This window comes from Nitrospira marina, from assembly GCF_059568365.1.
Map to the genome: position 1 here is coordinate 2,040,577 of NZ_JCANTH010000001.1, position 12,087 is coordinate 2,052,663.

Below are 12,087 nucleotides of genomic sequence, written 5' to 3' on the forward strand. Positions count from 1 at the left end.
GAGTCTCCTCAGCACGAGACGGTTTGTAAAAATTGTTGATCGGCGGCTGATAGAGTGCCCCCTCGGGCCTGCCGTAAAATAGTGGTAAAACGGCCTTCCCTGGTGAGCCGGCAGATGACATCCATAACCTGGTGACTGACGATTCGCTGAGCGGTGAGTTGACGAAGATAGGCGAAGGCGGCGGCAAAACTCTCTTCTGCGCGCGCGTAATAATCTTTTCCTCGCCGGTGATTGCTATAGGCTTCCAGTTGCTCGCAGGCGACGAGGATCTCCGCGAGTTGTTGCGTCCAGGCGGGGGCGCGTTCGAGTTTTTCCGGATAGTAATAGTACAACATGATGCGTTCCATCCAAGGTGACCAGGGGATGTCTATGGTGGCGATTGCGGTTTTTACCGGACGGAGGTAGGCGTGGAGGCGCCGGGCAAAGCCTAATCGCATATCGATGTGATCCTTGACCGTAGGGGTCAGCGGCAGGCCTCGAGCTTGTAAGGCGGCTCCATATTGTGCGATGAAGGCGTGAGATTCACGGCCATAGGGGGTGTGGGGATAGCGGGTCCGCCATTCCCGTGGCCTGGTCGGGATCTTTTGTTTCTTCGCCCACGACCAGATCCGGCCGAACAATAGGGGATCAAGTCCGGCCCGCCCCATATCATGCAGCAGACAGGCGGCTTCAAATTGACGAAGGCGGGAGAGTGGATGGCCTAGGGCTGCGGCGACGGCCACACAGAGGCGTGCCGTGCGCAACGCATGCGCCTTGTCATATCCGGGAATCGTGCGATCGGGCCTGGCGGGATGCGGCTGGTCGTACCATTTCAGCAGCGAGGCCACTTGCGTACGGGTGAGAACGGTGTGGGTGGACTTCAATGGTGGCCGGGACACGACGGCTAGAATGGTACAATCCTCATAAACGAAAAGCGCAAGGATTATGGAGTGTTGAACAGTGGGGCAGGATATCCCAGGCCTGGGGAGGTGTCAAGAAATCGATGGCGTTCTCCACACAGGGGACGTGTGGCCAATGACGGACCGCCCGCAAGGGGCTCTGTCCCTGGCGTATCGGCATCATTCTTACATTTCCCACGGATTTCGGTATGATGCAGGACAAGTTTTCATGGCTCCTATCCCTGACATCACACACACAACGGTTTGGGATTCTGGTGATCCGAAGAGGGTAATCTAGTGCGATGGTCCGGCAAACAGATGTTCTGGTGGGGTGCACTCGGTGCCGTGGTCCTGACCATTGCCCTGATTGTGCTTCCCTTGTTTTTGAATCCGGATTATCTGAAGACTCTGGCGCTGCAACAAATTCAACGGACGTTTGGTTCGCACGTGACCGTGGGGCACACGTCCTTTGCCTTATTTCCCTCTCCGCATTTCTTGGTATTGGATATTGTGGTTCAGGAACAGCCTGAGTCGCATGCGGTGTTTCGGGCGAAATCCATGAGTTTGGACCTGGGAATCGGGCAGTTGCTCATGAAAAAAATTGTGGTGCGTGAATTCCTGGTGGAGTCTCCCGAGATTGAATTGCGACGTGAGGCCGACGGGGAATGGCGTTTTTTGAGCTATGCCAGCAACGACTCTCCCATTGTGTCGGCGACGAAATTTCTCGTGCTGGGAAAGGTTGTGGTGACGGACGGTAAAATCATCGTCATTGATGAGTCGCCGCGTGAAGCTGTTCGGGGATTTGTCATTGAAGATGTGGCCTTTGTCTCTGACACCACCCATGACGGGCCTTCTATGGCGTCATCCTTCGAATTGTCTGGGAAAATCCGGCAGACGCAAGAGCTGGCGCCGTTTCGTATCCAGGGAGAACTCGAAGCCCGTTGGGCGTCCCCGGTGCTTTCCATTGCCAGCGAGCCGGTTGGTTTCGACCAAATCAGATTTTCCGGCAAGGTGAAGGCCGATCATCTGGAGATCAATCAACTGGGAGAATATCTGCCCAATGGCCAATCGCTTATGGCAGTGCCCGGCACACTGTCGGTCAAATCTCAGGTAACCTGGGTTCAAAACGCGAAAACGTCCCGACTCTCTCTCTCTCATATCAACGTATCCAGTTCATTTATTGATCTGGATGGTTCGGCCAATACGGAAATGTTGGAAGACGGACATCAGATGATGGGGTTTTCCATGCGCTCCTCGAATGTTGACCTCGCCATGATTCGACAATATCTGCCCAAGACGTGGATTCCGGATGACCTCCTTCCGGTGTGGGAGAAAGGCGAATGGGGAGGCCGGTTGAACATTGCCGAGGCTCGTGTGACCGGGTCCACACGTGAGGATGTGCAGACGTCGGTCACCGGCACATTTCATTTAACCGATGGATATGTTCGTATTCCCGATTGGCCCACCACCGATCATATACAGGGGACGGTGGTGGTGGAACCGGATCGCATGCAATTGTCCGGGGTGCAGGGCATCTATGATGGTATTCCCGTTGAGGTAACGGAAGGCGTCTTTCTGTTAAAAGAGTCAGGTCCGTGGGGGGATGTGGGCCTTCAAGGGCCTGTGCCCGCGGAGAAGGTTCACCGGGTGGTGACGCAGCTGGGAGCGCCATCCGACTTTGGACCGTTGAATGCCTGGAAGGTCTCGGATGGCAGTGGCCTGCTGCGTCTCCGATTTGCAGGAAATCTGTTGGAATCACCTGGATTGAAATTTCAGTTCGGGGAGTTTAAACCTGAAGGGTTGGTGATTCAGATTCCCGGGCTACCTCAGCCTTTTACGCAAGGGCACGGGACCATTACCTTTTCGCGCGAGAGTACGGTGTTAGAAGGTCTACAAGGATACGTGGGCACCTATCCATTGGCGTTGAATGGGACCATTACCTACAAGGGGGCTTCTCGCTTTGAGCCGCTCACCATCCAGGGCGGGTTTTCCGGCGAAGATCTTTTTCCCGTTTCCCGGGAACGGGCAGCATCACCAGGGATGCAGATCACCGGTCCGCTTCATGCCTCGGCCACTCTCACGGGACCGACCCGTCATCCCAAACTGAAAGGATGGATTGATGGGCGAGAGGCCTTCATGGATGTGCCCTCTCTTTTACAGAAGCAGGCCGGTCAGGATGGACGCCTTGAGTTTGATGGACAGTTTCATCCCGGAAACCGTGTGCATTTTGAACGCGTGGAACTAATCATGCTCCCGCTTCGTCTTCGCGGACAGGGGACCATCCGGTATCGCTCGGGGGTTACATGGGAGGCGCGGGTTGATTCCGGTCCGGTGTATTTAGGCGTGCTGCCGGAAGGTATTCGTGTCTTGGGAGATTTCGTCCAGTCGGGCATTCTCGAGGTGCAATTGAAAGGCAGTGGACGCGGCACCGATTGGACCCGGTGGAATACCAAAGGTTGGGTGGCGTTGACCGAAGGCGTGGTGGCGCTCCGCGGGGTCAGCGATCCCATTTCGAATCTCTTTATTCGCTTGAAAGTGGATGAGGATCAGCTTGATTTGAAACGCATGGAGTTTCGCCTGAAGAATAGTGAAGCCGTCATCACCGGTTTTATGAAAAATTGGAAGACCACACCGATTGCCAGTGTGATGTTTGACTCGCCGCAATTCGATATTGATTTGCTGATTCCTAAAGAGGGACGTTCGGCTATCCGGGATGGAATCGAGTGGCTAGCGGCACATGGTTCCCTGGAGGGTTCGGTGCATATCGAACGTCCGAGCTATAAGACGCTTTCCGGCAAAAAATTATCGGCTGTGCTGAAAATTCATGACAACCTGGTCTCGGTGGATAAAGTTCAATCGATGGTGGCGGAACACGGCACTGTCGGGGGACGGTTCTTTGTCCATCTCCCGGAAGGGCGGCCGGCTGCCATGCGTGCGTCATTTAAGGCGAAGGATTTGCCATTTGAGCATGTCTTGAGTCTGTTTGGCGAGGAGCGTCGGTTGATTACCGGCAGCATGTCGGTACGTGGCATGCTCCAGGGCCATGGCCGGGATGACCGGGGAATCATTCCCACTCTCAACGGGAGTGTCAAAATTTCTCTTGGCGAGGGCTATATCCGCAAAGGGACGATATTTCCACGCATTCTCGCGCTCTTGAATCTACCCCAGGTCCTTCAAGGAAAAGTTGATCTTGAAGAGACCGGATTTCCGTTTACGACCGTGAGCAGCAAGCTGACCGTGGAAGACGGGGTATTTTCCTCGAAAGATCTGTTGATCCAGAGTCCCATCATGAAAGTCTCTGCCGCAGGCATGTATGACTGGAAACGGGACCGGCTTGAAGGGATTTCCGCCGTCAGTCCTTTTGGGGCCTATTCCGATATCTTGAAAGATATCCCTCTCTTTGGACGAATTTTTTCCGGAGATCGGAAAGGTCTCGCCACAGCGTTGTTTTCGATCGACGGGCCATTGGGTGATCCTGAGGTCAAGTATCTGCCCATGGAATCCGTGAAAACCGGGCTGACCGGTTTAGCACAATTGGCGTTTGATATCTTAAAAAATACGTTGACCCTGCCTTATGATTTACTGAATGGCACTCCGGAGGATGCGGGTTCCGCTCCACCGGATGCTGGGCGATCCGGCGGGCCCGGTCCCTTATAATTCTCTCGTCTTTGCCGATGGATGTGGCGGGATAATCATTCAGAGAAGGCGGTAAGGGCCGTGCACCATTTGAGTCGGCTTTAACATCTCGTGTGAAAGGAAATGAGGATGATTCCCACAGTTGAATGGAACAATAATCATGTCGTGATTCTGGATCAACGTGCGCTCCCGGGAGACGTGCGGTTTCTTGATTGTGCGGGCTATGAGGAGGTGGCTGAAGCCATTCGGAATTTAAGTGTCCGCGGCGCGCCCGCTATCGGGGTGACGGCGGCTTTGGGTATCGCCCTAGGCGCCAGGCAATATGCGGAAACTCACTCTGAGGGGTTTTCCGTCCATATGGAGAAGGTTTGCCGCACGCTGGCCGCGACGCGTCCGACCGCCGTGAATTTATTCTGGGCCGTTGACCGGATGACACGCGTGTTGACGGATATCTCCGGATCATCGATTCAAGATATCCAGAAACGATTACAGGAAGAAGCCCTGGCGATTTTGGAAGAAGATCTTCGAGTCAACCGGGCGATTGGCAGCTTTGGCGCCGCGATCATTCGTGATGGAGACCATATTCTCACGCATTGTAATGCCGGAGCCTTAGCGACGGCAGGATATGGGACCGCATTAGGCGTGGTCCGGGCAGCCTGGGAGCAGGGCAAACAGATTCGGGTCTTTGCCGATGAGACGCGCCCGGTCCTTCAGGGTGCACGTCTGACGGCCTGGGAGCTTCAGCAGGATGGTATTCCCGTGACGGTGATTACGGATAATGCGGCCGGGGCCCTGATGCGGCAGGGCCGAATCCACTGTTGCGTCGTGGGGGCTGACCGGATTGCCGCCAATGGCGATGTGGCCAATAAGATCGGCACGTATTCTGTGGCGGTCTTAGCGCATGCCCATGGCATTCCGTTTTATGTGGCCGCCCCTTCATCGACGATTGATATGGAGACGGCGGATGGGAACGGCATTCCCATCGAAGAGCGGAGCCCGTCAGAAGTGACCTGCCTGCATAGTGGCCGGATGATTGCTCCTCAAGGTGTGGAAGTCTGGAATCCGGCGTTTGACGTGACCCCGGCCGACCTGATTGCGGGCATTATTACCGAACGGGGGATTATCCCCCCGCAAGCCTTAGCTCAACATTTTTCGTCCCCATCTTCCTGATGGGATCCGTCAAATGATCTGAGTTAAGACTTTAGAGAGATCGAGAAGATTATACGGCTTGGCAATAAAGCCTGAGAATCCGAATTGGACGGCATGGGCCATGACCGGGTCGTTGGAATACCCGCTGGAGACGATGACCTTCGCATCCGGATCATGGTCTTTGATGAGGCGCAACGTCTCCTTGCCTCCCATTCCTCCGGGTATCGTGAGATCAAGGATGGTGGCCAAATACGGGTGACCGTCCTGAATGGCTTGGGTATAGAGCGCCACGGCTTTCAGTCCATCGTGGGCAAAGTCCACCTCGAATCCGAGATGCTCGAGCATTTTTCCTAAGACATCCTGAATGTCTTCTTCGTCATCCATGACTAAAATTTTTCCCGCGCCCTGCACAAGACTTTCCGGTGTTTCATCGTTTTTTGCGGACAGGGAGGTTGAGGCGGGGAGATAGAGGGTGAAGCATGTACCGTTGCCGAGTGAAGAGGTGACGGCCACGTGCCCTCCATGGCGTTTCATGATGGAATAGGTCGTGGCCAGGCCCAGTCCACTCCCTTTTTGTTTGGTCGTAAAGTAGGGATCAAAGATTTTTTGAAGATGATCGTCAGGGATGCCGATGCCCTGGTCCGCGACGGACACACACACATACTTGCCGGGTTTCAGGGGAAGCACGGTCTGAGGGGTGACCAGACAATTCTTTGCGACGACGCTGATGGTGCCTCCATCGGGCATGGCCTGGTCGCTATTAATCACGAGATTTTGTATCACCTGACTGATTTGGCCTTCATCGACTTCGATCGCCCAGAGGTCATCGGGAAGATGCGTAGTGCACCGGACAGCCGACCCTCGCAGGGCGAATTGCACCGTGTCGGTAATAATGGAGGCCACGGAGGTCGTGCTTTTGACCGGGGCACCGCCTTTCGCAAAGGTGAGCAGCTGCTTAGTGAGATCCCGCGCTCGCAAACAGGCTTTTTCCGCAGCCTCCAGTCGTTCAATGACTTTCTCTCCCTGGGGCGGCGACTGTTTGGCGGTCACCATTTTGGCCAGTCCGATATTGGCAAACACCGACGTGAGAATATTATTGAAATCATGCGCAATGCCCCCGGCCAGTAAGCCAACCGACTCAAGTTTGGTGGCCCGTAGCCGTTCATCTTCCAGGCGTTTCCATTCCGTAATGTCTCGTGTCACGATCACCCCCACGACGGTCCCGATGCTGGTTCGGAAGGGGTGGATGTGGCTTTCAAACCATCGCCATTCGGATTGTGTCGTTTGCAGGCGGCACACCATATCAATTTCCTGAAGTGTCTTGAGATGAGAATGAAACGACTCGGATAACGGCCCCCGTTCTTCGGGATGGACAAAGTCAAAGAAATTGTTCCCCAGTATGTCGGCTGCCTCATAGCCTAAGACTTTTTGACAATTCGGGGTGACGTACTGACATTCACCCGTCGCGGTGGTTTCGATGATTAAATCATAGGCATGTTCGACGATGGCCCGGTAGCGCTGCTCACTATCCCGCAAGGCATCTTCGGCCTTTTTACGTTGAAGTTCACCGGCCGCCCTGGCAGCAAACAGTTGGATGATGGATTGGGCCACATGGATGTTGCGAATCGCCATTGGGCTAAAGACAAGCAGGATCCCGATAATGTGTCCTGTCTGCCCACGGAGGGCCGTTCCCAAATAACTGATGATTGACCATGAGCCGAGCGGGGAGTCCGGAGGAAAGAGTGAGGATTCCAAATTGTCTCCATGGCATCCTTTGACTTTCAGTAGTTGCTCAAAAATCGCGGGAGGAGGGGTCCACGGCATATTTTCCCCGAACGTCCCATTGGACCAAATGGCGACCGTATGGGTCTGCGGCCGGGCCGGGGATTCCAATTCCGCTAATATGGCATAGGGCACATTCAGGGCCTGACAGAGATCTCTTACCAAAAACCGCAAAAACGCCATGCTGCCGGGAGCCGGGTCGCTTTGGGCAATTTTCCGCAAGGCTTCATCAATCCGTTTGCGTTCGGTAATATCTACGACCACCGAAATGGCACCCCATTGAATGCCTTGCGAGTCGAAGAGGGGATAGCAGGACACGAGGAAATCCCCCGGCATCGTCGGGAACTGTGTTTCCACCACCGCAGACAAGGCCCCTGCCAACACCGTTTCCCACGGCGGAGGATTTTTGGGAATGGTCGTTCCATAGTAGGGGGTGCGGTAATGATGTCCGACCAATGGGCCGATTTGCGGTTGGACCTGGTCGCGAATGGCTCGATTGGCCCAGACAATTGTCCCTGAGTTGTCAAGGATCATGACATGATCCGTCAGGGCGTCAAACGCCTGTTCCCATTTCTCGACGGACTGCACAGGGCTGATTTTTTTTGAAGTCTTTTGACGGTTCTTAGTCATGGTGTCTTAATGGTGCCGGCTCATATTGGCGCATGTGTCTCCAGCTTTGGATATCGCTACCAGACAACTTTCGCAAACAAATCAGCCAGATTCGGATCGACGCTTTTCCCCGCTTCCTGACGAATTTTTTCCCGGGCTTCCGGTACGGGCATCGCCGTTCGGGGTCCATAGCCGGTCACAAAATGGTCGAAAATATTGGCCAGGCCGACAATGCGTGCCGATAAGGGAATGTGCTCACCGATCAAGCCATCCGGATACCCGGACCCATCATATTTTTCATGGTGATGGCGGATGATCTGTTCGACGTAGGGGTGAAATGGGAGACCCTTCATCATTTTCCCTCCGATCGTGGGATGGCATTTGAGAAGTTCCTGGTCTTGTTCCGTCGGGGAATGCAACCCGGCAATGAGGTGATCATGAAGACCGATTTTTCCGATGTCATGAAGGTAAGCCCCGAGTTGTATGGCCGTCTGCTCCTCCGGGGTTAACTGGAGATGTTCAATGAGCAGAGCCGCATAAAAATTTACCCGGCTGCCATGTTGGACCAGCTCAGGATGTTTGGCGGCCAGGAGGGTTTTAATATTGGCCAGGGCGGATTCGACATCGATCCCTGAAGCCCAGAGGTTTCCAAATGCCTGAAGCGCTGATTGCAGGGATGAATATCGGCGGCGTCGCTCGAGCGTTTTATTGATGGTGTCGAGCAACTCGGACACATTGAACGGCTTGAGGATATAGGCGGCCACTCCGTGGCGGATGGCTTCAATGGCAGATTGGAGTGTGCCATATCCGGTGATGATGATGATATCGACATCCTTCCCGTCTTTTCGAATCTGGGAAAGGAGGTCGTTTCCCGACAGATCAGGGAGTTTTAAATCGAGGGTGACGAGATCAATGGGATGGGTTTTAAGAATTTGATGCGCGATTTCGGCCCGATCAACCGTAAAGAGATTGAAATAGGGAGAAAGAATAACCTTTAATGCCTCGCGCGGGCCTTCCTCGTCCTCCACAATTAAAATATTCGCCTGAGGGACAGAGGGTTCGGTACCAGTAGTTTCCATCAACGACTCCTTTTCCAAGTGAAGCGACCCATGAAGACAGTAAAAAAAATAAATAGTCCATGAGACCGTGAGCGTTCGCTTCTGAGGATGAAGTCGGAAACCGTTCCTTCTCCGTCGAGGCTTGCATGATGGTTAGTAGCGATTCACCTCCTGGGGACAATGATGGGTCGTTCTCCGTAGCATGTGAAGAGGGCACAACGGGAGATAGGGCAAAAGATCTGTCATCTTATAATAATCTATCTGATTTTATTTGAAACGCCCGATCTTTGACTGTCAGATCTAGAAATAATTGGTTGAACAAGTCTTTGGCGACGTGATTGGTGAGCTCCTCCACATCCTTGGGATCGAATGTGACGACGCTGTCGGTTCCATTCGCACCGAGCACCATCCGGACGGTGCTGCCATCCACCGCATTTTTCGCTTCAAAGGCCACACGTATTTTGACCTCAATATCCGTAAAGCCGAAGCCGGTTTTCGCATTCGCCTCCATGACCAAAATATCGCCTGTCAGGGTGACATCGGCCGGAGCACTTCCTGCGGGGGCTTCAGACGTTGTCGCCCGCGAGGCCTGCCATCCCTCCTGTTGAAGGTATTCCAGAGCAAGGTCCGCCATGCCTTCACCGAGGTTTCCATTCCAGACATTAAAATGCGTCGCACCTCCCCAAAAATGTGTGCGGGAACCCAGACGAGTTTTCTGCGCTCGTTTATCCTGAAACGGTTCAACCACAATGGTCAGATCTTCGTGAGGGTTGGTCGTGGCCTTCATGGTGGACGGGAAGGCATGAGGATTAAAATTCACCGTCTGCCCCGACCCCTGACATCCGACAACTCCCAGGCTGACAATGAACACCATGATAAACCAGTTGGCTTGTGTCTTCACTCGTGGAACCTCCATGTATAGAAAGTGGATATCAGATGATCGTCTGTGCTGTGACGGGAGAGGGATGTTGCTGCCGATACCCTACTGTGTCGAGGCCACACATCCATCCTAATAGTAGACAGCGTAAGAATAATAAAACCGCAGGATTTAATCTAGTCTTGTGTTGATTTTCCGTGAAGAGCCTGTATGAATGATTCCGGCACACAGCCACTTGATGATGATGGCCTGATCTATCTTGACATTGTCGTAAACCGCTTGACACTATCATACCTGGTTTGATTGTTAATCCAAAGGAAATTCTTCATGTGGAAGCATAATTTTTTGTTTCGAGCAGAAGGGGCGGTGCCCCTGGAGCAGACCGAAAACGAGTTGTTTCATGACACGGACCCGGCCCTGGATAGTTCGGGCTTACAGATGGATAAATATATTTCCGTCTGGCTCCAAGGGGATGGCGATGAAACCAAGCCTCTGGTCTATACGACGGTGTATGTTCGAACGGCCACGTTAGATCCCGAGAAAGGGGTTGGATTTCTTCAGCCCCTTCAAGGACGGACCCACCAAATCAAAAGCATGTTGTCATCAGAGCAGAAATTGTATCTTCGGCAATGGTTGTCGAGTACCTATCCCCCAGCCTGGGAAGAGTCTGACGATCACTTTCAGTCCATTTTCTCGGAAACCTGATCTCTGCATTCCCGCCGCGGGATGGTGGTTTCGGAGATCCGAATATGTGAATTTCAGCTTCCCGCTCGCCCGGGTGTCCCGGTAGGTGGCGAATGTTTATTCGTAGGGTATTAGCGATGGATCTACAGACACAGGTTCTGATTATAGGCGCCGGTGGCGGGGGAGCGGTCCTGGGACTTCTCTTAGCCCGGAAAGGGATTGCCAATATCGTTCTGGAACAGGCTGCGGGGCCCCCACAGGGCTTGCGGGGGGAAATACTTCAACCCAATGGGCAGGAAATCCTTCAGCGGCTTGGGTTATTAGAGCAGTTGCCGGTTCATGCCTATAAACCGGTCAGATTCTTTCATTTCCGTCGAAGTGGAGGAACGCGCCTCTGTACCATTGACTATGCGATGTTGCCCCCGCCATTCAATCGGGCTTTAGTGATGTGGCCTCATGTCGTGCATCACACCATTCTCGACGCTCTGAAGCGGGAGAACCCAGAGGGCCTTCGGTATGGGGCATGCTTTCGTTCTCTGGTCCGGAATGGCAAAGGTATCACAGGCGTCAAGGCGGACATTGGGGGCAGCCAGGTTACGATTGGGGCTCAGGTGGTGGTTGGCGCAGACGGACCGTTTTCGGAGGTTCGGGGAGCCCTTGGCATTCCCACCGCGCTTCACCGGTATCTCGACAGTTATCTTGTGGCCATGTTGGAATCACCAACATCCCTGGAGGAAGCGCAGTATTATGTGGGGAAAAAATCTATTCTGGGTATTTTCCCCGCTGCCGGTCAAAAGGTCTATGCCTTTTATATGGTTTCGTCGGATTCCCTGAATCAGGTCAAGGCCGATGGGGTACCGGCCCTTCGGGAAAAATGGAAAACGATTGCGCCGGAACTTGCCCCGGTCTTTGACTCCTTACAGGATTGGAATCAGACAGCCTATATGGGAACCGGAAGAGTCCGGGCGAAAACCTGGGTTCAGGATGGGGCGGTGGTCATGGGTGATGCCGCCCATGGGATGAATCCGCATGCCTCCCAGGGACGGATGCAAGCGATGGTAGACGCGGTCACCCTCGCGGAGGTTCTTGATGATTGCTATCGAACGGGAAATTGGTCGGCATCGAATCTTAAGGCATTTGAAACGCAACGGCGTCCCCAGGTCACCATGCTGCAACGTCTGGCTGATGAAGAGGTCTTTTTCTGGAATACCGGAAATCCTTTCCTGGGAATGTTGAGAGACCGCGTCTTCTCAACGATGGATAAAAATCCGCGTTTGCAATATCAAGTATTGACCGCCACAGCCGGGCTGCGAACCACCTCACCCTTTGGTTGGATGGATCGGTTTCAAGCTGCGGGCTTGTTACCGGATCCCCGGGCCCATCAGATTCCCGATCATGCACGGTCTGCCTAATT

Annotated in this window: 8 protein-coding genes; 4 read left to right on the top strand and 4 right to left on the bottom strand. The window is 53.7% G+C overall.

Annotation, left to right across the window (positions count from 1 at the left end):
- Nucleotides 1–8: 8 nt before the first annotated feature.
- Complete coding sequence (locus tag LX98_RS08340) at nt 9–878, bottom strand: hypothetical protein (protein ID WP_496428462.1); 870 nt, start codon at nt 876–878, stop codon at nt 9–11.
- Nucleotides 879–1,175: 297 nt separating this feature from the next.
- On the opposite strand from LX98_RS08340, the gene LX98_RS08345 reads away from it, so the two are divergent.
- Both LX98_RS08345 and mtnA read left to right on the top strand, forming a co-directional pair.
- Nucleotides 1,176–4,535 (top strand): YhdP family protein, encoded by a 3,360-nt coding sequence (locus tag LX98_RS08345; protein ID WP_496428463.1) that lies wholly within the window; start codon nt 1,176–1,178, stop codon nt 4,533–4,535.
- A 108-nt stretch (nt 4,536–4,643) separates the two neighbouring features.
- Nucleotides 4,644–5,684 carry an S-methyl-5-thioribose-1-phosphate isomerase gene (mtnA, locus tag LX98_RS08350; RefSeq protein ID WP_496428464.1) on the top strand — a complete coding sequence of 347 codons (1,041 nt, stop codon included), beginning with the start codon at nt 4,644–4,646 and terminating at the stop codon, nt 5,682–5,684.
- Between the two features lie 9 nt (nt 5,685–5,693).
- Here the strand turns inward: mtnA and LX98_RS08355 are convergent, their stop codons facing one another.
- From LX98_RS08355 to LX98_RS08365, 3 genes are all read right to left on the bottom strand, one after another.
- Nucleotides 5,694–8,075: a PAS domain S-box protein gene (locus tag LX98_RS08355; RefSeq protein ID WP_496428465.1), complete on the bottom strand. Its 2,382-nt coding sequence runs from the start codon at nt 8,073–8,075 to the stop codon at nt 5,694–5,696.
- A 56-nt stretch (nt 8,076–8,131) separates the two neighbouring features.
- Nucleotides 8,132–9,133, bottom strand: coding sequence for an HD domain-containing phosphohydrolase (locus tag LX98_RS08360; protein ID WP_496428466.1), 1,002 nt, complete (start codon nt 9,131–9,133; stop codon nt 8,132–8,134).
- Nucleotides 9,134–9,359: 226 nt separating this feature from the next.
- Entirely contained in the window at nt 9,360–10,013 is a 654-nt protein-coding gene (locus LX98_RS08365) for a YajG family lipoprotein (protein ID WP_496428467.1), read from the bottom strand.
- 303 nt (nt 10,014–10,316) lie between these two features.
- On the opposite strand from LX98_RS08365, the gene LX98_RS08370 reads away from it, so the two are divergent.
- On the top strand, nt 10,317–10,694 hold the full coding sequence (locus tag LX98_RS08370; protein WP_442433425.1) for a hypothetical protein: 378 nt from the start codon (nt 10,317–10,319) through the stop codon (nt 10,692–10,694).
- A 116-nt stretch (nt 10,695–10,810) separates the two neighbouring features.
- Nucleotides 10,811–12,085: an FAD-dependent monooxygenase gene (locus LX98_RS08375; RefSeq protein WP_496428468.1), complete on the top strand. Its 1,275-nt coding sequence runs from the start codon at nt 10,811–10,813 to the stop codon at nt 12,083–12,085.
- Nucleotides 12,086–12,087: the final 2 nt, after the last annotated feature.

What these genes read in the sequence shown, in the direction of transcription:
- mtnA (WP_496428464.1), top strand. Translation starts at nt 4,644, where the DNA reads ATGATTCCCACAGTTGAATGGAACAATAATCATGTCGTGATTCTGGAT.
- LX98_RS08355 (WP_496428465.1), bottom strand. Translation starts at nt 8,075, where the DNA reads ATGACTAAGAACCGTCAAAAGACTTCAAAAAAAATCAGCCCTGTGCAG.
- LX98_RS08360 (WP_496428466.1), bottom strand. Translation starts at nt 9,133, where the DNA reads ATGGAAACTACTGGTACCGAACCCTCTGTCCCTCAGGCGAATATTTTA.
- LX98_RS08370 (WP_442433425.1), top strand. Translation starts at nt 10,317, where the DNA reads ATGTGGAAGCATAATTTTTTGTTTCGAGCAGAAGGGGCGGTGCCCCTG.
- LX98_RS08375 (WP_496428468.1), top strand. Translation starts at nt 10,811, where the DNA reads ATGGATCTACAGACACAGGTTCTGATTATAGGCGCCGGTGGCGGGGGA.